The sequence below is a fragment of the Fibrella aquatilis genome, assembly GCF_017353255.1.
Classification (GTDB): Bacteria; Bacteroidota; Bacteroidia; order Cytophagales; family Spirosomataceae; genus Fibrella; species Fibrella aquatilis.
The window spans coordinates 121,204-143,530 of sequence record NZ_JAFMYU010000007.1; the positions used below are offsets into that span (position 1 = coordinate 121,204).

21 protein-coding genes are annotated in these 22,327 nt (G+C 55.4%); 14 read left to right on the forward strand and 7 right to left on the reverse strand.

The genetic code is table 11. The features are described 5' to 3' along the window. The first annotated feature begins 157 nt into the window (after nucleotides 1-157). The 4 genes from J2I48_RS11035 to trpF all read left to right on the forward strand — a co-directional run bounded on the left by J2I48_RS11035 (nucleotide 158) and on the right by trpF (nucleotide 3,216). Nucleotides 158-787: a hypothetical protein gene (locus J2I48_RS11035; RefSeq protein WP_207335498.1), complete on the forward strand. Its 630-nt coding sequence runs from the start codon at nucleotides 158-160 to the stop codon at nucleotides 785-787. Nucleotides 788-841: 54 nt separating this feature from the next. Then, the gene (locus J2I48_RS11040) at nucleotides 842-1,702 is read left to right on the forward strand and encodes a tetratricopeptide repeat protein (protein WP_207335499.1); all 861 of its coding nucleotides are present in this window, start codon (nucleotides 842-844) and stop codon (nucleotides 1,700-1,702) included. Nucleotides 1,703-1,798: 96 nt separating this feature from the next. Beyond that, nucleotides 1,799-2,557, forward strand: coding sequence for a hypothetical protein (locus tag J2I48_RS11045; protein WP_207335500.1), 759 nt, complete (start codon nucleotides 1,799-1,801; stop codon nucleotides 2,555-2,557). Nucleotides 2,558-2,589: 32 nt separating this feature from the next. Next, entirely contained in the window at nucleotides 2,590-3,216 is a 627-nt protein-coding gene (trpF, locus tag J2I48_RS11050) for a phosphoribosylanthranilate isomerase (protein ID WP_207335501.1), read from the forward strand. Nucleotides 3,217-3,296: 80 nt separating this feature from the next. On the opposite strand, the gene J2I48_RS11055 is transcribed toward trpF, so the two are convergent. Together J2I48_RS11055 and J2I48_RS11060 are read right to left on the reverse strand one after the other, a co-directional pair. Next, entirely contained in the window at nucleotides 3,297-4,043 is a 747-nt protein-coding gene (locus J2I48_RS11055; RefSeq protein WP_207335618.1) for a 3-keto-disaccharide hydrolase, read from the reverse strand. Nucleotides 4,044-4,102: 59 nt separating this feature from the next. Then, complete coding sequence (locus J2I48_RS11060) at nucleotides 4,103-5,107, reverse strand: sugar phosphate isomerase/epimerase family protein (protein WP_207335502.1); 1,005 nt, start codon at nucleotides 5,105-5,107, stop codon at nucleotides 4,103-4,105. 169 nt (nucleotides 5,108-5,276) lie between these two features. Between J2I48_RS11060 and J2I48_RS11065 the strand changes: the two genes are divergently transcribed. Then, nucleotides 5,277-6,347 (forward strand): PepSY-associated TM helix domain-containing protein, encoded by a 1,071-nt coding sequence (locus J2I48_RS11065; RefSeq protein ID WP_207335503.1) that lies wholly within the window; start codon nucleotides 5,277-5,279, stop codon nucleotides 6,345-6,347. Between the two features lie 151 nt (nucleotides 6,348-6,498). After that, nucleotides 6,499-9,924 (forward strand): ThuA domain-containing protein, encoded by a 3,426-nt coding sequence (locus J2I48_RS11070; RefSeq protein WP_207335504.1) that lies wholly within the window; start codon nucleotides 6,499-6,501, stop codon nucleotides 9,922-9,924. 281 nt (nucleotides 9,925-10,205) lie between these two features. Here the strand turns inward: J2I48_RS11070 and J2I48_RS11075 are convergent, their stop codons facing one another. Both J2I48_RS11075 and J2I48_RS11080 read right to left on the reverse strand, forming a co-directional pair. Continuing rightward, nucleotides 10,206-10,544, reverse strand: coding sequence for a transmembrane 220 family protein (locus J2I48_RS11075; protein ID WP_207335505.1), 339 nt, complete (start codon nucleotides 10,542-10,544; stop codon nucleotides 10,206-10,208). A gap of 149 nt (nucleotides 10,545-10,693) precedes the next feature. Next, nucleotides 10,694-11,371 (reverse strand): tetratricopeptide repeat protein, encoded by a 678-nt coding sequence (locus J2I48_RS11080; protein WP_374758158.1) that lies wholly within the window; start codon nucleotides 11,369-11,371, stop codon nucleotides 10,694-10,696. 430 nt (nucleotides 11,372-11,801) lie between these two features. On the opposite strand from J2I48_RS11080, the gene galK reads away from it, so the two are divergent. From galK to J2I48_RS11095, 3 genes are all read left to right on the forward strand, one after another. Next, nucleotides 11,802-12,956 (forward strand): galactokinase, encoded by a 1,155-nt coding sequence (gene galK / locus J2I48_RS11085; protein ID WP_207335507.1) that lies wholly within the window; start codon nucleotides 11,802-11,804, stop codon nucleotides 12,954-12,956. A gap of 47 nt (nucleotides 12,957-13,003) precedes the next feature. Further along, a complete protein-coding gene (fsa, locus tag J2I48_RS11090) occupies nucleotides 13,004-13,663 on the forward strand; it encodes a fructose-6-phosphate aldolase (RefSeq protein WP_207335508.1) in 660 nt (219 codons plus the stop codon). 106 nt (nucleotides 13,664-13,769) lie between these two features. Further along, entirely contained in the window at nucleotides 13,770-14,450 is a 681-nt protein-coding gene (locus J2I48_RS11095; protein WP_207335509.1) for a cell division ATP-binding protein FtsE, read from the forward strand. Between the two features lie 2 nt (nucleotides 14,451-14,452). Here J2I48_RS11095 and J2I48_RS11100 read toward each other — a convergent pair whose 3' ends face one another. Then, the gene (locus tag J2I48_RS11100) at nucleotides 14,453-15,583 is read right to left on the reverse strand and encodes a Gfo/Idh/MocA family protein (protein WP_207335510.1); all 1,131 of its coding nucleotides are present in this window, start codon (nucleotides 15,581-15,583) and stop codon (nucleotides 14,453-14,455) included. A gap of 293 nt (nucleotides 15,584-15,876) precedes the next feature. Between J2I48_RS11100 and J2I48_RS11105 the strand changes: the two genes are divergently transcribed. From J2I48_RS11105 to J2I48_RS11115, 3 genes are all read left to right on the forward strand, one after another. Further along, entirely contained in the window at nucleotides 15,877-16,311 is a 435-nt protein-coding gene (locus J2I48_RS11105; RefSeq protein WP_207335511.1) for a 6-pyruvoyl trahydropterin synthase family protein, read from the forward strand. Further along, nucleotides 16,274-17,023 (forward strand): GTP cyclohydrolase I FolE, encoded by a 750-nt coding sequence (gene folE, locus J2I48_RS11110; RefSeq protein WP_207335512.1) that lies wholly within the window; start codon nucleotides 16,274-16,276, stop codon nucleotides 17,021-17,023. The genes J2I48_RS11105 and folE overlap by 38 nt, the downstream gene beginning before the upstream one ends. A 135-nt stretch (nucleotides 17,024-17,158) precedes the next feature. After that, the gene (locus J2I48_RS11115) at nucleotides 17,159-17,866 is read left to right on the forward strand and encodes an SDR family NAD(P)-dependent oxidoreductase (RefSeq protein ID WP_207335513.1); all 708 of its coding nucleotides are present in this window, start codon (nucleotides 17,159-17,161) and stop codon (nucleotides 17,864-17,866) included. Between the two features lie 124 nt (nucleotides 17,867-17,990). On the opposite strand, the gene J2I48_RS11120 is transcribed toward J2I48_RS11115, so the two are convergent. Beyond that, nucleotides 17,991-18,941 (reverse strand): threonine ammonia-lyase, encoded by a 951-nt coding sequence (locus J2I48_RS11120; protein WP_207335514.1) that lies wholly within the window; start codon nucleotides 18,939-18,941, stop codon nucleotides 17,991-17,993. A gap of 134 nt (nucleotides 18,942-19,075) precedes the next feature. Here J2I48_RS11120 and zwf point away from each other — a divergent pair, with 134 nt between their 5' ends. Then, nucleotides 19,076-20,599: a glucose-6-phosphate dehydrogenase gene (gene zwf / locus J2I48_RS11125; protein ID WP_207335515.1), complete on the forward strand. Its 1,524-nt coding sequence runs from the start codon at nucleotides 19,076-19,078 to the stop codon at nucleotides 20,597-20,599. Nucleotides 20,600-20,714: 115 nt separating this feature from the next. Next, entirely contained in the window at nucleotides 20,715-21,434 is a 720-nt protein-coding gene (pgl, locus tag J2I48_RS11130; protein WP_207335516.1) for a 6-phosphogluconolactonase, read from the forward strand. 104 nt (nucleotides 21,435-21,538) lie between these two features. Here the strand turns inward: pgl and J2I48_RS11135 are convergent, their stop codons facing one another. Next, nucleotides 21,539-22,180 carry a CAP domain-containing protein gene (locus J2I48_RS11135; RefSeq protein ID WP_207335517.1) on the reverse strand — a complete coding sequence of 214 codons (642 nt, stop codon included), beginning with the start codon at nucleotides 22,178-22,180 and terminating at the stop codon, nucleotides 21,539-21,541. Nucleotides 22,181-22,327: the final 147 nt, after the last annotated feature.

Genomic DNA, 22,327 nt, shown 5'->3' on the forward strand with positions numbered 1-22,327 from the left:
GTTCTTCATCCATCTCGAAGTACAATAATTTATCAAGGACCTGAACACGCTCTTTACTGATGATGATAGCCATATCTAATGCCCTAATGCGCTTAGCTATAACGACTCAACGGTATCGGTGGTTTGGTTGTCATAAAACACCTCAAGCTCAACCACCATGCTCCGTCTGATTACTGCCCGGATGCCCGTTACAGCCTGCCTGCTTATTCTGCTCAGCCTGCCTACGTTAGCCCAAAAGCGCGTATCCAGAGCCGATTCGATAGCCATCTTTAAAAGGCACATTGCCCAAACGCCGGGCGGCTACACGTATGAACAACACGCCACCGGCGACATCAACAACGACCGTCAGGCCGACGTGGTGATTATTGCGCATAAACCCAACCCCAAGCCCAACACCACCCGCGTAAATTACGACCGGCGCGTACTGTTGCTGCTCAACGAACCCAATGGGCGGTTTAAAAACGGCCCCTATACCGATCAACTGCTACGCTGTAGCACCTGCGGCGGCGGTTCATTGATGGACCCCCTGAGCCGAGTCGATTTTTTTGGTAAAAGCCTGACGTTCATTCAGAGCTATGGCATGGGCCTGAAAACAAATGAGTTCGTTACGTTTCGGTACGAGGACAAAGAAAAAGACTGGCTGCTCTACACTATTAGTATGTCTAAGAGTGAATTGGTTAATGGAGGTAAAAGCGAACGCATAACGCCCCCCGAACGGGTAGGGAAACGAGATTTTGGGCATATTCGCTTTCAGGAGTTCACCCGCAAGCTGATCCCGGCCAACTAAGTCCGGCGCTGCTTATTTGGGGCCACCAACTGATGCTCCCCTCCGCCGCCTGTCATGATCGAATTATTGACCATCACCACCTTTGTAGGCTATATTATTTACCTCCGCTACTATGCCGATGGGCGCAACGACGCCCAAAAACAGGCCGACGAACTGCGGGAGGGTATTTCGCTCTACGAAAACGATCAGTTTGCGGCGGCACTAGCCTATTTCAACAATACTCTGGCCACGCGGCCCAAACTGGCGGTGGCTTATCTCTACCGCGCCCGCATCTACCGCGCCCTCAATGACACCAAGGCTGCTCTGGCCGATTTGGAGAAGGGCAAAAGCTACGACGACACCGTGGCTGACCTGCACCTGGAAACGGGACAGATTCAATTCGACAAGCGCAATTATCAGCAGGCATTTCTCGACTTCGACAAAGCCATTTTCCATGGTGCCTCTGCTGAGTCATACTACTGGCGGGGCCGCACCCGGCAGCATCTAAACCAGGCTGAGGAGGCCGCCCGCGACATGGCCAAAGCCGAGGCTACCGTTGAGGCGGCCCGCGATGTGTTGGGGCAAACGCACCCCACCACTACCTCGTTTGTTACCCGTCAGCTGGTTATTCACGCACTTTTTACAACACTGAATGCCCTAATCCTGTTAATATTGATTAAGCGGAGTCCCGTTATTCACTGGCCCTACTTGTTGGCAGCCTTTTCGGCGGGGGCTATTGGCTTTGCCGAACCACGAAAAGGCTGGTTACTAGCTGTTTGGCAGGTGGTTCTGCTGCTCACTGGCTACTGGCTGGTGGTTGGGCCGTCGGCGTCGAGTGTAGCTCGTGAACTCGAAGCGTTTTGCTTGTATGGCGCTATTGGGCTCACATTTGTAGGCAGCTTTTTAGGCAGCGTTCTGAAGCGATCACAAGGGTGAATAGCCCTAAAACCAGAATTGGTACAATGGTTGTAGCCAGGTATTTGGCGACATATGTGTGTGTATATGCCTGTGCCATTTTTTGCTACTACTGTCATGCCAGCTTTACCATCTTTCTTCTCGCTATTCAATGCAACACAGCCACCAGAATCACAACTGACGCAGACATTAGTTGGCGCCATCAACAATTCGGTGTCCGTCACCCTCACACTGACTACGACGGGGTCTTTGGCGCATGGTACCTTGCTCTACATGCGGTCGGGTATTGCCATTCCGGTAGTAGGGACGCTAGCTGGTGACGAACTGCTCCTGCATGAGTTCGATAGGAAGGGTAATGTCACGGGTATCCACTTGGGCAAATGGTCGAGGGCGGGGTATTCCGGCACCTGGAGCAGCCCCAGCTTGCCAAGTCGGTCGCTTGCTTTTTCGTTAAGTACGGTACGACAACTCGAAGAACCAAGAGCAAAGCTGGCTGATCTGACGGGTCTGTATCAGTATGGCTACAGTGCCAAAAACCGATTTTCTCAAGTACACATCCAGCAAATGGGCGAGAAGATTCTGGCCGTTGCCATGCTGGCGGTCACCGATGAACCTGTTCAAAATCAGTTGACTGTGTCAAAAACAACAGTCAAGCTGGCGGGTAATATGGCCGTTTTTTCCAACAGTAGTATCGCCACGTCTCCACTGAAGCTGGCTTTCTTCAACGGAGGGGCTACCATTTGCCTGTCGGGTGCACCAACAATGACGGCTGCGCAGGATGTGACGCAGGGAGCCGACATGGTGGTTGGCCATTACATCCGTACCAGCACCAAACCACCCCAATTTTCGGTCGATGAACTAGCCCGCATCGTGTAATTTTGGGACGCCCAATGGCAACCGCTTCCCTTATGGCTCTCCAGACTACCGTTAAAATCAGTAACGTTACCAACCTCAGCGATGCCCGCTACTGCGCTGGTATGGGCGTAGACATGCTTGGCTTCTCAATGGACTCCCACAGTGCCGACTACGTAGCCCCGGAAAAAGTGGGCGAAATGCGGGGCTGGGTGGCGGGCGTACAAATTGTGGGCGAAACGCAATCCATTGACCCCGAAGCGGTGAGTAGTATGGTTGATGTTTACCAACCCGACATGGTGCAGGTAGACGAAGCGGCCCTGCTGCCGTTTTTGCACACGCTCAACAAACCCCTGATCCTGCGCCTCGACCTGGTAGGCACCACCCTGGCCCAACTCGATACCCTGGCCAGCACTCCCATGCCCGACATGACATACCTGTTGCTGGAGAGTGCCTCGCCCGTTCATTTTGACGATGACCTGCTGGCGGCACTGGGCCAACTCGCCAGCCGCCACGCCGTGCTCCTGGGCACGGGCATCTCCCCCGACAATGTGCATACCCTTCTGACCCAGCTACCCCTGGCAGGCATTGCCCTGGCGGGCGAAAACGAAGAACGCCCCGGAAGCAAAGACTTCGGAGCGCTCATGGACGTACTGGAAACGTTAGAAAGTAGTGATGAGTGATAAACGATGAGTGATGAGTTTGCTTCCGCCAGCGTATTAAACGGGCGGAAGCAAACTCATCATTTACCACTCAGCACTTATCACTTATTTAAGATCTTAATATTCCTAAACGCCACCTGTTCGCCGTGGTCTTGCAGGAGGATGTGGCCTTTGGGGGCTTCGCCGAAGCGGCCGTTGGCGTTGTAGGCGGGGGCGGCATACTTGCTTTTCGCAACCAACGCCCGGAAGGCTTCGCTCCCCCGTTCATAGGACACCACCCGCTTGCCATTCAGCCAATGCTCTACGTGGTTGCCGCGCACCAATACGCGCCCGGCGTTCCACTGGCCAATGGGGTTCACGGTTTTGCCCTGGGCTGTAATCAGATCATAGAGCGACCCCACCGTGCGGTTGCCGTCGCGGCCCAGTTTGGCATCGGGGTGGCGGGCATCGTCGAGCACCTGAAATTCCAGCCCAAAGGCCGATCCGGCTGGTTTAGGCGTTGTTTCGGCCACAAAATATTTCACGCCGCTGTTAGCCCCTTCGCTCAGCTTAAACTCAAACCTCAGGTCGAACTGGCTGTACTCATCCACGGTCACAATGTCGCCGTAGCTCTGCGATTCCGAGCCGTCCGATTTCTGAATCGTGAGCGTGCCGTCTTCCACTTGCCAGCCCCGTTCGGGGAAGGCATCTTTGTAGGCCCCGCGCCAGCCCGTGGTGGTTTTACCGTCGAAGAGTAGCTTCCAGCCTTCGCGTATTTCGCTTTTAGTCAGGGTGTTAGGCTGAACGGGCGCTTTGGCCGACAGCAGAAAGCCCACGGCAAACAGGGCAGTTTCTAGGCCCGCCAGCATTAGTTGGCGGCGGCTAATAAAGGGCCGGTTTAGCCATGTTTTGGTGTTGTTCGCTGCGCTCATAATTTCACTTTCAACGTCTGGGTGATGTATTCTTTGTTTGTTTGGGCGCATTGCAGGGCCGTGCGGCCCTGGTCGGGCACTCCGTCGAGTTCAACGATGCCCCAGCCTGAGAAATTGATCTCTTTCAGCGCTTTAAACACGGCCGGCACGTTGACATTACCCCGGCCAAGCTCCACAAACTTGTAGGCGTTGGGGTCGGTGGGGCGGTCGGGGAGGGGCGAGAGGGTATCTTTCAGGTGCAGCGAATGAATGATGTCTTTATACTGCTTCACGGCCTTTTCGGGCTGGCCGCCGCCCTGCCGATAGTGGGCAATGTCGAGCAGCAGGCGCACGGCTTTGGGGTTCATAGCCTGCACAATCATGTCTACTTCGGCGGGGGTTTCGCCCAGTTGGTGCATATGGTTGTGGTATACGGCCTGCACCCCCAGGTCGGCGGTTTGCTTACCAATTTCGTTCATCACTGTGGCCAGCCGTTTCAGTTCTTCAGGGGTAGGTTGGCGGTCTTTGGGCCGGGCCGAGTTGGTCAGCTGAATGGCCGAACCACCCAGGGCTTTTACAAAGCTGGCGTGTGCCACGTGGGTGTCAATCGTACTCTGTTCGTTGGCCGGGTTGATGTCTACGTTGCCGCTCGAAAACATGACCAGTTTCAGGTTGTGCTGATCCAGCAGTGCCTTCAGTTCCGACGGTTTAGCGCGGTAGGGTCCGAAGGCATTGGCCCGTAGCTGAATGCCCTTAAAGCCCGTGGCCGAAATATCATTGATAGCCTGCGCGTCGCTGCCGCCCCAGGTGATGGCCGAGTAACCAATGTGAATGCCCTCATGATTGGGTGCCTGCGCTAACCCCCGCGAACCAGTTGCCAGCGCCAGCGCCGACAGCCCGGCCAGGCTCAGAAACTGCCTGCGGTCTATGCCCCCGGCGAGACAGGGTTGGGGTATTGTTGCCGTGGGCGAAAGCCAGCCCGGCAAACGGGTGTGTTGTGTAGCGTCGTTCCGATTTTTCATATAGTGCCGAAGTAAACACGTTGTGCTTTCTACTGAACCAATACATGGCGTTAGGCTCCGGATAGGCCATCCCGTTGATGCCATCGCTTTAAGTGGTGGCATCAATAAATACGTGATGCAACGCATTGACACGTAGCGCGTATTTTTGTACTATACTGACAACCTGACCATGACGCGTACCGACAAACTGGCTTACTCTTTGCACCGCATTTTTGGCCTCGTTGGGGGGCTTTTCCTCCTGATGTTATCTCTTACGGGCTGCATTCTTCTCTTCGACATTGTCATAGACGGCTGGCTGAACCCCGGCCTGGTGACCGTTTCGGCCCCGGCCAACGCCGCCCGCCAACCCTACGATGCCGCCGTGCAGACCTTGCAGCGGCAATTTCCGGCGGGTGGACTCAGAAACCTCAACCTTTATCCCGCCGTCCCCAACCGTGCGCTTCGTGCCGACGTGAACCAGGGCCGCGAACGTCTCTGGGCCTACGTAGACCCCTATACGGGCCATTTTCTGGGGCAGCGCAACATGGAAAACGCCTTTGTACGGCAGGTGCGCAACCTGCATGAACACCTCCTGGCACCCCCCGTTGGCGACTGGATTTTGCTGCTGGTGGGCATCAGCTTCGTCGGCTCGGTGCTGACCGGGACCTGGTACTACCGCAAATCACTGCTGAGCGTGTTCAGCGTCGGTGTGCGCTGGAACAAGCCCAAACGCATCGTCTACGGCGATTTGCACAAATACCTGGGGGTGGCCGCGCTGCTCTTTTTACTAATTATGGGGGCCACCGGCACGTTTTTCCACTGGGAAAAAACCGTTGACCGGGCCTTCGGCGAAGGTCGTCCGCGTGGGCCCCGCCCCGAACCGGTGGCCTTGACACTAACTACGTCGGTCGATGCGCTGCTGGCTAAAAGCTCAGCTAGTGTGCCTGGATTTGTAGCTGAGGTCATCAGCTTCCCCGAAAAGCCCGACGGGCCGCTGGTGGTGCGTGGTAACGGTGCCGATGCCAATCCGTTCTATGGCAAATTCACCGCCGCCACCGAATTCGACACCAAAACAGGTGCCCTGACGAAGGTATTCAACGCCAATAACGAAGACGCCGAATACAAGTTTGAACACATCAACGAAGAACTGCACTACGGCCGTTTCGGTGGTCTTGTTAGCAAAACGATCTATTTCATCCTCTCGTTAGCCATGACCATCGTTACCGCCACAGGGTTGCTTATCTGGTGGGGTAAGCGGTAGGGGCGAAGGGCCAGGAGCAGAGGGCATGGGGCGGAGAGCCAAGCGACAACGATCCCGCTCCCCGCCCTTCGCCCCGTGCCCTCTGCTTCTCAAGCAAGTAGAAAACCCCCTGTCTTAACCCTTTAGCCATAATAAGAACCGTCACAATCCTATGTATAAACAAGTTCTGTTTCAAACACTTGCACTGGCTGGTGGTTTGGTGACCCTTTTGGTCGGCGAGCCAGCTATGGCGCAGACGCGCGCGAAGGCCCCTGCCACGGCTGCGACGGCAGGCGCCCCTGCCCAAAAGCGCATCCTCGTTTTCTCCCGCACGGCTGGCTTCCGGCATAAGTCAATACCGGTGGGGCAGGCCACGCTCATGACCATGGGGCAGCAAAACGGATTTGCCGTAGACACCACCGAAGATGGCGGCAAGTTTACCGAGGCTAATCTGAAGCGCTATAATGCCGTGGTGTGGCTCTCGACCACCGGCGACGTGCTGAACGATGCCCAACAGGCCGCTTTCGAGCGGTACATACAGGCTGGCGGCGGCTATGTGGGCATTCACGCGGCCACCGATACCGAATATGACTGGCCGTGGTATAATAAACTGTCGGGTGCGCAATTTGCCTCGCACCCCGGCAACCCCAACGTGCAAACGGGAGAGGCCGTAGCTATCAATAAAAACCATGCTTCGATGTTTGGTTTCCCCGACCGCTGGACCATCAAAGACGAATTCTACGACTTCAAGAATTTCAACAAGGCCGTAAATGTGCTCGTCAAAATCGACGAGAAGACCTACAAAGATGGCAAGATGGGCGACGACCACCCCATGGCCTGGTACCACGATTACGACGGCGGCAAGGCGTTTTACACCAACTTTGGCCACCCCGACGAGACCTATAGCAACCCCGTGTTTCTGAAGCACCTGCTGGGCGGACTACAGTCGGTGATGGCCGCGAAGCTGGACTACTCGCTAGCCAAATCGCAGCCGCCTGCTGAAGAAAACCGATTCGAGCGGACCGTGTTGGTTGACAAACTAGACGAACCTACCGAATTGGTGGTGTTGCCGGGGGGTAAGGTGATTTTTGGTGAACGCAAGGGGCTGCTGAAGATGTACAACCCTGTTACCAAGAAGACTAAAATAGTGGCCAAAATGCCGGTGTTTACCCAATTTGAATATGGTCTGATGGGTGTGAATGCCGACCCGAACTACGCACAAAACAAACGCCTGTTCCTTTATTATTCGCCCGACGCCGCCAAATTTGGGGCCGACACTGCCCAGCACCTAGCCCAGTTCACGTATGACGACGTGCGCGACACGCTGCTGATGGATTCGGAAAAAGTGGTGCTGCGCGTGCCCGTAAAGCGTACCGGCTGCTGCCACACGGGCGGGTCTATTGCCTGGGACCGCAAAGGCAACCTGTTTCTTTCTACCGGCGACGACACCAACCCGTTTGCCTCTGACGGCTTCTCGCCCAGCGATGGCCAACCTGGTCGGCAGGGATGGGATGCCCGCGCTACGTCGAGCAACACCAACGATCTGCGGGGTAAAATTTTGCGCATCACCCCCGACGGCAACGGCGGCTACAGCATTCCCGACGGCAACCTGTTCCCTAAAGGCACCGACAAGGCACGCCCCGAAATCTATGTCATGGGCAACCGCAATCCCTACCGGATCTCGGTAGACCAGCGCACGGGATTCTTATACTGGGGTGAAGTAGGTCCCGATGCCGGCGACAACAAGGAGGGCCGCGGCCCCCGTGGGCACGACGAAATGAACCAGGCCCGGCAGGCTGGCTACTACGGCTGGCCTCTGTTTGTGGCCGACAACAAAGCTTACAACGCCTACGATTTCGCTACCAAGGCGTCGGGACCACTTTTCGATGCTGCTAAGCCAGTTAACGATTCGCCCCATAACACGGGCCTGAACAACCTGCCCCCAGCGCAGAAAGCATTTATCTACTATCCCTACGCCGATTCGCCCGATTTTGGTGCCATTGTGGGCAAGGGTGGCCGCAACGCCATGGGTGGCCCGGTCTATTATTACGACGACTACGCGGCCGATTCGAAAGTGAAGTTCCCCCGCGCTTACGACGGCAAGTTCTTCGCCTACGACTGGATGCGCGACTGGATCAACCCCGTCACGATGACCCCCAACGGTGATTTCGTGAAGATGGAGCGGTTCCTGCCTAACACCAAATTCTCGCATACCATCGACATGCAGTTTGCGCCCGATGGTAGCCTCTACACGCTGGAATACGGCCAGAACTGGTTTGCCCAGAATGACGACGCCCGGCTCTCTAGGATCACCTACAATGCAGGCAACCGCAAGCCGGTGGCCGTGGCGTCGGCCAGCACGATGGCCGGGGCTGCCCCGCTGAAGGTAACGTTCAACACCAACGGCACCATGGATTATGACGGCGACGCGCTGACCTACAGCTGGAATTTCGGCAAGGGTATTCCAGCCAGTTCGGCGAGCAACCCCACCGTAACGTTCAGCAAGCCAGGTATTTACACGCCTACGCTCACCGTAACGGACGCATCGGGTAACAAAGTCACGCAGACGATGACCGTGAAAGTGGGCAACGACATGCCGAAAGTTGACCTGGCCGTGAAGGGCAACAAAACGTTCTACTTCCCTAAACAACCCATTGTTTATCAGGCCAACGTGGTCGATAAAGAAGATGGTACGCTGGCCAAAGGCATCAACCCCGACGACGTGACCATGACCATCGACTACGTGGAAGGATTCGACAAAACGATGCTGGCGCAGGGCCACCAGGCAAACCTTGGCTACTCGAGCGGCAAGCGATTGATTGAACTGAGCGACTGTAAGTCGTGCCACGGCATTGACAAGAAATCAATCGGACCCGCCTACATCGACGTGGCTAAAAAGTACAAAGGTGCGTTTATGATCGAAGCTAAGCTGGTGAACAAAGTCATCAACGGTGGCGGCGGGGTTTGGGGCGAACAGGCCATGAGTGCCCACCCTCAGCTGAAGAAGGAAGATGCCGAAAGCATGGTGCGCTACATCTTGTCGCTGGCCGATACGAAGATGGCCAACAAGCAGCCGTTGCAAGGCAATTACGTCGCTGAGAACCACGCCAAAGACGGCTCATACGTACTCACCGCCACCTACACCGACCGGGGCAACGGCGACATCGGCCCGCTCACGCAGGTGCAGTCGGTAGCGTTGCGCAGCCCCAAAATGCGTGCGGCGAGCTACGACGATAAGAAGGAGATCATGAATTTCAAGATGCCCACTGGCAACGATGCCGCCGTGGCGTTGGGCAATGGCAGCTTCACGGCTTACAATAATATCGACCTGACGGGCCTGACCGGAGTTAGTGTGCTGGCTATTGCCAGTGACCCCCGCACTGCTGGTGGTAGTATTGAGGTCCGTACCGATTCGCCCACGGGGCCGCTGCTGGGCGAAGCCGAAGTGAAACAGGGCACGATGGCACCGGTGCAGATTCCGTTTAAAAAGCCCGAAACAGGCACCCACAAGCTGTATTTGGTATTTGTAAACCCCAACTCAGCCAACAAACCGCTTTTCGCTGTAGACACGGTCACGTTTGAAGCTGGTGGTATGTAGCGGTTCGATTAGGTTGTAGTAGAAAAGGCCAGGGCGGTTTTCCATTGGAAAACCGCCCTGGCCTTTTTTGAGGTATCTGAATGGGGTGATGGAGTTGGTGGTTAGTGGTTGGCTGACGCATCAGTAGCTGACGCCTGGCCCCTCGACTGCGCTCGGGGTGACAGGCCAATAAGAAAGCATCCTAGCTTGATTCAAGGTAGTTGTCACCCCGAGCGCAGTCGAGGGGCCAGGCGTCAGCTACTGATGCGTCAGCCAACCACTAACCACCAACTACAAACGCACTACCGTTTCCGCGTCAGCCAGGCGAGCGTACCCATAACAATGGCGCAAATGGCCAGGCCACCAGCCTCGCGGGCAAGTTCGATGTTCACCGTTTTCATGCCTACCTCGTTGAGCAGAAAGCCCTCAAACGCCGGGGGCCACTGCCAGATGGCAGCTCCGCCATACACTAGAGCCATAGCAATAAAAAACCAGGGTCGGCCCAGTCCGGCATAGGCCATAATACAGCCTATGGCCGCAAACGCGTATATCGGAATCCAGACTTGCGGATCAGGATCGTTGTATTGCACCGCCGCAAACAGCACGAAAACAACGGCAAAAATGAGCGAGAAGGGTTTCATAGGCTTTATAGTCTGGAAAGTCACGGTCCGCCGCTGCGGTAGAGGGGAGTACAGGTAGTCTGGAAAGTCGTTTTTATAGCTTGTGACTTTCCAGACTACCTGTACTCCCCTCTACCGCAGCGGCGGACCGTGACTTTCCAGACTCTTTATCATTGACAATATGCCGCAACCGCGTTGGCAGCGTCGGGGTAGTTTAGCTTTTGGGCTTGTTTCAGGCTGAGGCAGGCGGCATCGCGCTGATTGGCAAGCACTTGCGCCAGACCAAGACCGTAGAATGCTTTGCCAAATTTGGCATCGACGGCAATGCAGGCCTGGAAATCGGCGATGGCTCCGTCGAGGTTTTTTTGGTTGAACCGCAGATTGCCCCGGTTATAGAGAGCCAGCGCATTGCGTGGGTTAAGCTTGATCGACTGGTCGAAATCGGTGAGGGCGGGCTGAATCTGATCTTGGGCAGCAAACAATTGTCCTCTGTTTAGAAACGCTTCTGAGGCACCTCGTTTGGCGGTGTCGGGTGCCAGCCGGATCGCCTGCGAGTAGTCAGTCAAGGCTCCCTGAATGTCCCCCTGCGTGGTTTTCAGCAGGGCACGGTTGTAGTAGGGGCTGTAGAAATCGGGCTTCACTTTCAGGGCCTGTTCGTAATCCAGCAGGGCGTTGTTATACTCTTTCAGTTCGAAATAAGCCACGCCGCGGGTATTGAACGCATCGGCATTGTCGGCGTCGGCCTCCACGGCCTGGTTGAGCACCTGCACTGCCTCGCGAGTTTTACCCTCGCGTAGCAGTTTCCGCCCCTGCTCCAGGTAGTCGGTCGAGGAGGTGCAACCTGTGATAATGAACAATGAACAATGAACAATGAACAATGTAAGAACGTGGCGTAAGTTGGTCATAAGTCGTCAGTATGGCGAGTCGCAAGGACAACCCGAATTACGTTTGTGCTCAGCTAGAGCGACTTACGACTTACGACTATCGACTTACGACTTTTATCCCCAAAATTAGCCCCAACCCCTTTACAAATTCGTAACAAAGCCCTACTTTTGCATCGGCAAATCGGTGCTACCAGCTCCTGCTGAATCCCCCAGGTCCTGACGGAAGCAAGGGTAGGTGGTCGTAGCGGTGAGACATTCGGTTTGCCATTTTTTTTGCCATTTAAATTGAGTTTAAAGTTTAAAGTCTAAGGTTTAAAGTTGGCTGACGCAAGCGTACTGGAGCGTCAGCCAACTTTAAACCTTAGACTTTAAACTTTAAACCCTTTTCCTGCCTATGCAAATTCAGGATACGCTGTCCGCCACCTTCGCGGCTACGTTTGGCGAAACGCCGGTGCTTATTAAGTCGCCGGGCCGGGTAAACCTCATCGGCGAACATACCGACTATAATATGGGTTTCGTGCTGCCCGCCGCCATTGATAAAGCCATCTATCTGGCTGTTGGCCCTCGCACCGACCGGCAGCTCCATTTTATTGCCGCCGACCTTAACAGTACTTACAAAGGCTCACTCGACAGCCTCACGCACGCGGCCAAAGGCTGGGCCAACTACCTGCTCGGCGTAGTCGATGAAGTAAACAAACTTACTCCCCTTGCCACCGGCCTGAACGTCGTCTTTGGCGGGACTATCCCTATCGGGGCGGGCCTTTCGTCGTCGGCGGCGCTGGAAAACGGCGTGGTCTTCGCCCTGAACCACCTCTACAACCTTGGTATGGAGCGCGTGTCGATGGTGAAGCTGTCGCAACGGGCCGAAAATAATTTTGTGGGGGCTAAAGTGGGTATCATGGACATGTTTGCTTCCATGATGGGCCGGAAGGGCAGCGTAATTCAGCTCGATTGCCGGTCGCTGGAGTACGCCTATGCCCCTCTTCAACTGGATGGTTTCCGCATTGTGCTCTGCGATTCGCGGGTAAAACATTCGCTCGTGACTTCGGAATACAATACGCGCCGGGCCGAATGTGAAGCAGGCGTGGCCATGCTTCAGGCCGTCTATGGCGACAGCATTCAGAGCCTCCGCGACGTGACTATCGACATGCTGAATCAGCACGTGCGCGATCAGGAACCTCTTTTGTACCGCCGCTGTGCTTATGTGGTGCTTGAAAACGGTCGCCTGCTCGATGGCGTGGCCGACCTGCAACGCGGCGACGTGGCGGCCTTTGGGCAGCGCATGTACGGTTCGCACGAGGGGCTGAGCAAGTGGTATGAAGTAAGCTGCCCCGAACTGGATATTCTGGAGACCATTGCCCGTAATCACCCCGGTGTGCTGGGTGCCCGCATGATGGGCGGGGGCTTCGGCGGTTGCACCATCAACCTCGTGCGCGAAGAAGCCCTGGCCGATTTTGAGAAAACTATCCGCGAACAGTATAAAGCCCAAACCGGCAAAGACACGTCAATCTATAGTTGCGTGATCGAAGACGGCACACACATACTGTAAACTGATTTACTTTTACCAGTTCACAACCGCACACACGATTCCAGCATATGAAGTTCTTTATTGATACGGCCAACCTCGCCGACATTCGGGAGGCACAGGACATGGGTATTCTCGACGGGGTGACCACCAACCCCTCGCTGATGGCCAAAGAAGGCATTACGGGCAAAGACAACGTGATGCGCCACTACAAACAAATCTGCGACATCGTAGAGGGCGACGTGAGCGCCGAGGTCATCGGCACTACCTTCGACGAGATGGTACGCGAGGGCGAAGAACTGGCCGAACTCGATGACAACATCGTGGTAAAAATTCCGATGACGCGCGACGGGGTGAAAGCCCTGAAATACTTCTCGGAGAAAGGCATCCGTACCAACTGCACGCTCATCTTCTCGGCTGGTCAGGCCCTGCTGGCGGCCAAAGCGGGTGCGTCGTACGTGTCGCCGTTTGTAGGTCGGCTGGATGATATCTCAACCGATGGCATTGAGTTGATCGAGCAGATCGTGACCATCTACCGCAACTACGGCTACACCACCGAAGTGCTGGCCGCGTCGATCCGGCACCCGATGCACGTAGTGCAATGCGCAGAAATTGGTGCCGACGTAATGACCGGCCCCCTCAGCGTCATGCTGGCCCTGCTCAACCACCCCCTCACCGATATCGGCCTCGCCAAATTCCTCGCCGACCACAAGAAAGCGAGCAACGGATAAAAAATAGTGGTAAGCGGTGAACGGTAAGTGGTGAGTTTGCTGACGCGTGTTATTCTTGCGAAAGCAAACTCACCACTTATCGTTTACCGTTTACCACTGACTAATTATGTTCAACTCCGACCCCGTTCTTTCGCTGCAACAGGCTGATATCTATCAGGATACCAAGCTGGTGCTGGGCGATGTATCATTTGATATCCACAAAGGCGAATTTGTGTACCTGATTGGGCGAACGGGCAGTGGCAAGTCGTCGTTGCTGAAAACGTTGTATGCCGATCTGTGGCTGCAACAGGGCAAAGGCATGGTGGCGGGGTTTGCCCTTGAAAACCTGAAGCCCAAAGACGTGCCTTACCTGCGTCGTAAAATCGGGATCGTGTTTCAGGACTTTCAGCTTTTCTCAGACCGGAACGTGGAGGAGAACCTGAAGTTTGTGCTGAAAGCCACCGGCTGGACCGACAAGGGAAAGATGACCAACCGCATCTCGGAAGTGCTGATGCAGGTGGGGCTGGGCACGGCTCATAAACGGATGCCTCATCAGCTATCGGGTGGTGAGCAGCAGCGGATTGTGATTGCCCGCGCTATGCTCAACGAACCCCTCATTCTGGTGGCCGACGAACCCACCGGCAACCTCGACCCTGGTGTGTCGGACCAGATTATGAGCGTGTTCAAGCAGATTAACAACGCCGGCACCGCTATTCTGATGGCCACACACAACTACGATCTGCTACACAAATTTCCGGGCCGTACCCTCCGCTGTATGGACGGGCAGGTGGTAGAGCTAAACGGGTAAGCTTATACCAGAGCGGTTTGCCACTTGCCTTTCGTGAAGTCGGGTATAGCTATCGGCTGACCTCCATTTGCCAGACTCTCCATAGCCAGATAAGGCACGCAGGACCACACCGCCGCGTCGTATACGTCGATGGCTGGGGTGGCTTTGGATTGGACTCCCCGAACGAAGTCATGCACCAGTAGGGCGTTTGCACTGGCCTGCGCATCGGCGCTTGTTTCATGGGCACCCATCCACTGCTTTTGGGTTCCCTGTACTCGGAATCCCGGCGCGTAAGGGCGGGTAGCTTCGCCCTCGTGAATAAGCTCGACGGTGGCTCCGCTGGCACACAAGATGGTGGTGGTGATAACCTCGCCCAGCGTGTATGTAGTGCCAGACAGGCTAGATACCCCCTTTTCAGCGGCTACCCGGACCAATCCCCGGCTTTTGTTGATGGTACTGCTGAGGGATACAAACTGGTTTCCCCGATTGATAGACAGCCACTGCGCCACCGGCCCAAGCCCATGCGTAGGGTAGGGGGTGGACCCGCTTCGGCCCTGTTGATAGCCACTCCGGGCGTGAGTGATTTCGCCAAACGCGCCCTGCCGAATTTGGGTGAGCACAGCCATATTTTCGGGGAGGTAACAGGTGCTTTCCAGCAATATAAGAGGTGTCTGCGTCCGCTCATGGGCGTGAACCAGTGCCCACGATTGGCCAACGCTGATGGGGGCAACTACGGCCATACCCACGTACTTGCCTGCCTGCATAGCCTGGATGGCCAGTGGTACCTGCTGGTTGGCAGCAGCAGCTAGTAGTACCCCGTCGATGTTCGTTTGCTGAAAAAGTTGTTCTACAGCCGATTCATCACTCGAACAGATAGCCGGGTGGGGTTTACCTAGTGCATCGAATAAGCTTAGCGCCTGACGGATAGCCTCAGGGTCAGAATCGCAGATAGCCGAAATATACACATCGGAGCGGCTTACAACTTGCCTGAGGTAATACTGCCCCTGATTTCCGGCACCTACGATTGCTAGCCTGACAGGACCAGTTGTTGCTGCCTTTGCTGACTCTGTGAGCCAGGTGCTTATGGAAGGAGCCAAGGCAGTGGCCAATGTGGCCGTGCGCAGAAAGGTGCGTCGGGTAGCGCGTTGTTGCATACAGGGGTGCTGGATAGAGTGTGGCAAGATAAACAGGCACCAGGTAACCAGCTGCTTAATGAACAAAGTAAGGACCGGTTACGTTAGAAAAGTAAGCCAATGGTACTAATCATCCTGTTTAACTTTTGATACAAAACGTTGAACAAACTCTTAAACAGGCTGGTTATGTTATTGACTCAAAGCACTCCTCTGCGCACTGGGACAACTCCCAGCCAGTACCGCGCCCAGGTCTGCCTGTGTTGTACACATACTTTGTAACGACAGGTTGATCAACTGATTTTGATCTAGTACACATGACGTATACCCCCGGGACAACTGTCCCTCGCGTTGCGGTGTTCCGAAAAGAACACTTTAACGCTGCGCACCGACTAAACAACCCCACTTGGTCGGATGAAAAAAATGCGCGTGTCTATGGCAAGTGCAACAATCCTAACTACCATGGTCACAACTACGACCTGATTGTGCAGGTAAACGGCCCGGTAGATCCTGAAACGGGTTATGTGATCGATATGAAGTACCTCGGCGACCTGATAAAGGCGCATGTGACGGATCGGTTCGACCACAAAAACCTGAACCTGGACACCGACGAATTTCGTGACCTGAACCCCTCGGCCGAGAACATCGCCATCGTCATTTACAACATACTACGTGAACAACTTGAGCCCACGCTCGACCTCAAAATCAGACTCTATGAAACCGAACGGAATTTCGTTGAATACCCTCTCTAACGGCCACTCATGCAACGGCCATTCCCACAACCACGACGATTTGCTTACCGACGAACTCATTGACGAACAAGGCGATACGCACGGCAGTGCTAACCTGGAAACACCCCTCCGCGCCGACGCTTTTGATCTGGACGATAACCTTAAGATTGACCTGATTGAAGAACATTTTCGCGAAATAATGACCATTCTGGGCCTCGACCTTTCCGACGACAGCCTGAAAGGTACACCCCGCCGGGTGGCTAAAATGTACGTCAACGAGACGTTCAAGGGCCTCAACCCTGCCAACAAACCCAGCACCACGCTTTTCGACAATAAGTACCAGTACAACCAGATGCTGGTGGAGCGCGACATCACGGTGCAGTCGTATTGTGAACACCACTTTGTACCCATCATTGGTCGGGCGCATGTAGCCTATATCAGCAGCGGCAAGGTCATTGGGCTGTCGAAATTGAACCGGATTGTACAGCATTTTGCTAAACGGCCACAAGTACAGGAGCGCCTGACGATGCAAATCGCCGACGAACTAAAGAAGGCGCTACAGACTGAAGACGTGGCCGTGATCATCGACGCCGCGCACTTGTGCGTATCGACCCGTGGCGTGAACGATACTGCCTCGTCGACTCTCACGGCTGCCTACAGCGGCAAATTCGAGGACGAGGCCACGAAACAGGAGTTTCTGAAGTACGTGGGCATGGCTAAGCCAACAATATAAGGGAGTTCAAAGTTTAACGTCTAAGCGGTCCGCCGCTGCGGGTCCAAAGTTGCTTCGCGTTCGGAAAAGTAAAGCGCGAAGTAACTTTGGACCCGCAGCGGCGGACCGCTTAGACGTTAAACTTTGAACAGTTTTATGACCGGCAAGAATATTCTCATCATCGGCGCTAGCTCAGGCATTGGGTACGCATTGGCGCTAACGTTACAGCAGCAGGGGGCCGTACTCTATACGGCAGGACGGCGGCAACCCGAAGGCATCACCTCCATACACATGCAGTGGGACGTGACCCAGGCTAACGCCGTGGATGCGCTCAACCAACTTCCCGACACACTGCATGGACTGGTGTACTGTCCCGGCACGATCAACTTGAAGCCGTTTCAGCGGTTGCAGCCGGAAGACTACGACAATGATCTGAAAATCAATGTGCTGGGTGCCGTATCGGCCATCCACGCTACGCTGGCATTGTTGAAGAAGTCGAAAGGGGCCAGCATTGTCTTGTTCAGCACGGTTGCGGCCAAACTGGGTATGGGCCTGCACTCATCGGTGTCGGTGGCGAAGTCAGCCGTGGAAGGCTTGACCAAATCACTGGCGGCGGAATTTGCCCCGTATAACATCCGCGTGAATGCCGTAGCACCGTCCCTGACCGACACACCCCTGGCCGAAAGCAAAGGGCTGCTGGGCACACCCGAAAAGCGTGAAGCCGCCGACAAACGCCACCCCCTCAACCGCGTCGGTACGCCCGAAGACATCGCCCAAATGGCCGCCTACCTCCTCGCTGACCAGGCCTCCTGGATCACTGGCCAAATCATCGGCGTTGATGGGGGTATGGGGAGTTTAAAATAGTGGTGAGTGCTGAGTGCGGTCCGACGGGTCGGTAAGTGGTGAGTTTGCTTCCGCCGGAGCAATTACTAGTGCGGAAGCAAACTCATCACTTACCGACCCGTCGGACCGCACTCAGCACTTACCACTATTTTAGATCCACATTTCCTCCCGTCAGAATTATCCCAATAGTTTGTCTTTCAAACTCGTTTCGGTAGCGAAGGACTGCCGCCAAGGGGACGGCGCAGGAGGGTTCGATGATGATTTTCATGCGTTCCCAAACCAGGCGTTGCGCGGCGCGTATCTCGGCGTCGTTCACCAACTTGATGTCGCTGACGTACTGCCGGATATAGCCCAGAGTGCGTTGACTGAGGGGAGCCATAAGTCCGTCGGCGATGGTGTTAATGTAGGGGGCGGTTTCTACATGGCCGCTTTTAAAGGATAAAACGGCGTCGGCAGCACCTTCTGGTTCACCCCCAATAACCCGCGTTTTTGAGCCATCGGCCGTTGTGGACAGGTAGTACGTGGCCAGGGCTGTTCCGCTGATGAGGCCACCACCGCCCACGGGGGCCATGATGACGTCGAACGGTTTACCGGTGGGGTTGTCGTCAATGAGTTCAATCGTGGCGGTACTCTGTCCGGCGATCACGCGGTCATCGTCGAAGGGGTGGATGAGGGCGGCACCAGTTTGGGCAACGATGTTGGCTACTCCGGCTTCGCGGGCTACAATGGTGGGTTCACACTCAATAACAGTGGCGCCATAATCCCGTACGGCATCTTTTTTCACCTGCGGGGCTGTGCGGGGCATGACCACGTAGGCCGGAATACACAACTGCTGCGCCGCGTAGGCCACCGCCTGCCCGTGATTGCCCGACGAATGGGTGGCAAGACCATTTCTACGTTCACTGTCAGCGAGTTGCAAGGCTGCATTCATGCCACCCCGCGCTTTGAACGCTCCTATCTTCTGAAAATTTTCGCATTTAAACACCAGCGTTGCCCCGGCCATCTGGTCGATAGTGCGGCTGGTGAGGCAGGGTGTCCGGTGAATAAATGGCCGAATCCGGTTGTGGGCATCGCGCAAGTCTTGCAAACTAAGCATGTTGGGTTGTGGTTGTACTGATTTACGAATTACGATGTACGAATTACGATTTTTGCTGACGCCAGCGTACTCCTGCGTCAGCAAAAATCGTAATTCGTACATCGTAATTCGTAAACCAGTACAACCTCCTTCTCATGACTACATCTCCTGCGCCACAGCGGCCACCAGCCACCATTGTCTTCATCTTTGGCGGCAGCGGCGACCTTAATTTCCGCAAGCTGACACCCGCCCTCTATAACCTCTTTCTCGATGGGTATATGCCCGAACACTTCGATGTGGTGGGCATTGGTCGAAGCGATTACAACGACGACACCTTCCGGGAGCGGCTGGCAGAGGGTATTCAGGAGTTTTCGAGGCGCAAAAACGGCCCCGACAACACCTGGGGAACGTTTTCGGGCCGTGTGGGCTACCTGCGCATGGACGGGGGTGATGCTGCCGCCTACCACCTCATTGCCGACCGCGTGAAGGCCCGCGAGGACAAGTGGGGTACGCCCGCCAACATTATTTTCTATATGTCGGTGGCCCCGCAACTCGTGCCGGGCATTGCCACCAACCTAAGTCAGCTGCCATTTTGTGGCGACAAAAGCCGGGTACGTCTGGTGGTGGAAAAGCCCTTTGGCCACGACCTGCAAAGTGCTCGTGAGCTGAACGCCCTGCTACTGAGCCACTTCGCCGAAGAGCAGATCTACCGGATTGATCACTATCTGGGTAAAGAAACGGTGCAGAATATTCTGGCCATGCGGTTCGCCAACACCCTGTTCGAGCCAATCTGGAACCATAACTACGTGGAGTCGGTGCAACTGACTGCCGCCGAAACCGTGGGGTTGGAAGGCCGCGGAGGCTACTACGAAGGCTCTGGCGCCCTGCGCGACATGATTCAGAACCACCTGCTACAACTGCTGTGCATGGTGGCCATGGAACCACCTACCTCGTTTGAGGCCGACGAGATCAGAAACAAAAAAGTAGACGTGCTCCGGGCCATGCGCCGCGTGTCGCCCGATCAGGTCGATACCATTGCCGTGCGGGGGCAGTATGGCGCTGGTGAGAAAAACGGAAAATCATCGCCCGCTTACCGGCAGGAGGAAGGGGTAAAGCCAGATTCGATGACGGAAACGTTCGCCGCCGTAACTTTCTTCTGCGACAACTGGCGGTGGGAGGGAACCCCGTTCTACGTCCGCACGGGTAAGCATTTGGCGGCCAAGTCGTCGGTGATTACGGTGCAGTTTCGGCCCGCGCCGCATTACGCATTTCCGAACGAAGCGACGAAGACGTGGCAGCATAACTGCCTGATCATCAGTATTCAGCCCGATATGAACATCCGCCTGCGGTTCCAGGCGAAGCGTCCCGGACAGACCCTGGCGCTTGACCCGGTCGAGATGGAGTTCAATTATGATACGTCGTTTAAAGAGCAGCAACCCGAAGCCTACGAAACCCTGCTGCTCGACGTGATGGCGGGCGATGCGACCCTGTTTATGCGGGCCGATCAGGTAGATGAGGCCTGGCAGATTGTGATGCCCATTTTGGATCATTGGGCCGCCCAAACCGACCCGGACGCGGGACCGCCCGCCGCCATGCCTACCTACGCCCCCGGCTCGTGGGGTCCCGACGAAGCCACCAAACTCACCGAACGCGACGGGTTTACCTGGATGAATGGGTGAAAAAAGGAGGAAGGGAGGAGAGGAAGAAAGGAGGAAAGGGGTTGCTTACGCGTGAACACTGTAGTTCAAATCCCTTTCCTCCTTTCTCCCTCTCTTCCCTTCCTCCCCTTTCCATATGAACATCAATATCGCCGATACCCCGGCCGACTGTGCGCGGGAAGCTGCTGAGTGGATTACTGATTATGCCGAACTGGTGCTGCAACAACGCGAACGGTTCACGCTGGCACTGTCGGGAGGGAGTACGCCCATTGCGCTGCATAAACTGCTGGCCGCGCCACCCTACCGCGACCGGATCGACTGGAAACGGGTGCATATTTTCTGGGGTGACGAACGCTGTGTACTCTTCAGTGACGACCGGAATAATGCCAAAATGGGCTTCGAGACGCTGCTAAACCACGTCGACGTGCCCAAAGAGCAGATCTACGCGATGAACATCGACCTGCCACCCGACGCGTCGATGGCCGAGTACGGCACGTTATTGCACCAGTATTTCGATGGTCACGAACACACCTTCGATCTGGTCATTCTCGGCATGGGCGACGACGGACACACGCTGTCGCTGTTTCCCGGCACGGAAGTCGTCAACGAAGACCGAGACTGGACAAAGGCGTTTTTTCTGCCGCAACAGGACATGTTCCGCCTCACAATCACGGCCCCGGTGGTGAATGCGGCAGCGGCGGTAATCTTCCAGGTAGAGGGTGCCAAAAAAGCCGACGCGCTCAAAGAAGTGCTGCAAGGCGATTACCAACCCAGCAAATACCCCTCACAGCGCATCAAGCCGAAAACAGAGGAGTTTGTCTGGTTTCTGGACAAAGCCGCGGCAAGTAAGTTGTAAAGGGAGTCTAACGTTCAACGTCTAAGGTTTAAGGTTGGCTGACGCACCAGTACGTTCGCGTCAGCCAACCTTAAACCTTAGACGTTGAACGTTAAACTTTCCCTTTACCGCTGCGTACCGAAGTCCGTTACCCAGTAGTGTTTGTAGGTGCTCGTGGTGGTGTAGGCATAGCCCACGCCTACCTCTTTGAAATTGGCGCTCATGATGTTGGCGCAGTGTCCCGGCGATTTTAGCCAGCCGTCGACCACGGCGCGGGCGGTGGGGTACCCCGCGGCGATGTTTTCACCGGCTGCCCGCCAGACATATCCTTCGCGGGTCATGCGGTCCCAGGGTTGCGAGCCGTCGCGGCCCGTGTGGCTGAAGTAGTTGTAGGTGGCCAGATCCAGCGCAAACTTGTCGGAAGCCGTGGTCAGCTTGGTGTTCAGCGCCAGGGCAGGTACGGCCGGATAAGTAGTTGAACCACACAAGCATGATTTCGACCGGGCGGCGTTCAGGTACGTCAAAATCTCCTGCTGCAACGCCGCCGATGCCGCCCGCGCCCCCATCGGGCTAGATGAGGCATTGGCCGTGTTAATACTACCCGTAATCACGCCCGACGACGTAGCCGTGGCACCTTCAGTAGCCAGACTAGTAGACGAGGTAGCTACTTTTGTGCCGTCTTGTGCTGGGGTCAGGCTGTTATCAGACTGGCACGCGGCCACACCGAGCAGGGCTACGAGCAGCCCGTAGACATACGATTTTTTCATTGGATAAAGCGTTAGTGTTTGCCTTGTGAACGGTGTTTGGTTTGATATAGTACATGGCTGATCGTAGGAAGGAATGACTCCAAACTACAATTGATCTTGTTAGTTATTGGCTATGAGACATTTATGGCTGTAAGAAAAATTTTAGCC

What these genes read in the sequence shown, in the direction of transcription:
- zwf (WP_207335515.1), top strand. Translation starts at nt 19,076, where the DNA reads ATGACTACATCTCCTGCGCCACAGCGGCCACCAGCCACCATTGTCTTC.
- J2I48_RS11065 (WP_207335503.1), top strand. Translation starts at nt 5,277, where the DNA reads ATGACGCGTACCGACAAACTGGCTTACTCTTTGCACCGCATTTTTGGC.
- folE (WP_207335512.1), top strand. Translation starts at nt 16,274, where the DNA reads ATGAAACCGAACGGAATTTCGTTGAATACCCTCTCTAACGGCCACTCA.
- J2I48_RS11095 (WP_207335509.1), top strand. Translation starts at nt 13,770, where the DNA reads ATGTTCAACTCCGACCCCGTTCTTTCGCTGCAACAGGCTGATATCTAT.
- J2I48_RS11105 (WP_207335511.1), top strand. Translation starts at nt 15,877, where the DNA reads ATGACGTATACCCCCGGGACAACTGTCCCTCGCGTTGCGGTGTTCCGA.
- J2I48_RS11035 (WP_207335498.1), top strand. Translation starts at nt 158, where the DNA reads ATGCTCCGTCTGATTACTGCCCGGATGCCCGTTACAGCCTGCCTGCTT.
- J2I48_RS11070 (WP_207335504.1), top strand. Translation starts at nt 6,499, where the DNA reads ATGTATAAACAAGTTCTGTTTCAAACACTTGCACTGGCTGGTGGTTTG.
- J2I48_RS11045 (WP_207335500.1), top strand. Translation starts at nt 1,799, where the DNA reads ATGCCAGCTTTACCATCTTTCTTCTCGCTATTCAATGCAACACAGCCA.
- galK (WP_207335507.1), top strand. Translation starts at nt 11,802, where the DNA reads ATGCAAATTCAGGATACGCTGTCCGCCACCTTCGCGGCTACGTTTGGC.
- fsa (WP_207335508.1), top strand. Translation starts at nt 13,004, where the DNA reads ATGAAGTTCTTTATTGATACGGCCAACCTCGCCGACATTCGGGAGGCA.
- J2I48_RS11115 (WP_207335513.1), top strand. Translation starts at nt 17,159, where the DNA reads ATGACCGGCAAGAATATTCTCATCATCGGCGCTAGCTCAGGCATTGGG.
- J2I48_RS11055 (WP_207335618.1), bottom strand. Translation starts at nt 4,043, where the DNA reads ATGCTGGCGGGCCTAGAAACTGCCCTGTTTGCCGTGGGCTTTCTGCTG.
- J2I48_RS11040 (WP_207335499.1), top strand. Translation starts at nt 842, where the DNA reads ATGATCGAATTATTGACCATCACCACCTTTGTAGGCTATATTATTTAC.
- J2I48_RS11135 (WP_207335517.1), bottom strand. Translation starts at nt 22,180, where the DNA reads ATGAAAAAATCGTATGTCTACGGGCTGCTCGTAGCCCTGCTCGGTGTG.
- pgl (WP_207335516.1), top strand. Translation starts at nt 20,715, where the DNA reads ATGAACATCAATATCGCCGATACCCCGGCCGACTGTGCGCGGGAAGCT.
- J2I48_RS11075 (WP_207335505.1), bottom strand. Translation starts at nt 10,544, where the DNA reads ATGAAACCCTTCTCGCTCATTTTTGCCGTTGTTTTCGTGCTGTTTGCG.
- trpF (WP_207335501.1), top strand. Translation starts at nt 2,590, where the DNA reads ATGGCTCTCCAGACTACCGTTAAAATCAGTAACGTTACCAACCTCAGC.
- J2I48_RS11120 (WP_207335514.1), bottom strand. Translation starts at nt 18,941, where the DNA reads ATGCTTAGTTTGCAAGACTTGCGCGATGCCCACAACCGGATTCGGCCA.
- J2I48_RS11060 (WP_207335502.1), bottom strand. Translation starts at nt 5,107, where the DNA reads ATGAAAAATCGGAACGACGCTACACAACACACCCGTTTGCCGGGCTGG.
- J2I48_RS11100 (WP_207335510.1), bottom strand. Translation starts at nt 15,583, where the DNA reads ATGCAACAACGCGCTACCCGACGCACCTTTCTGCGCACGGCCACATTG.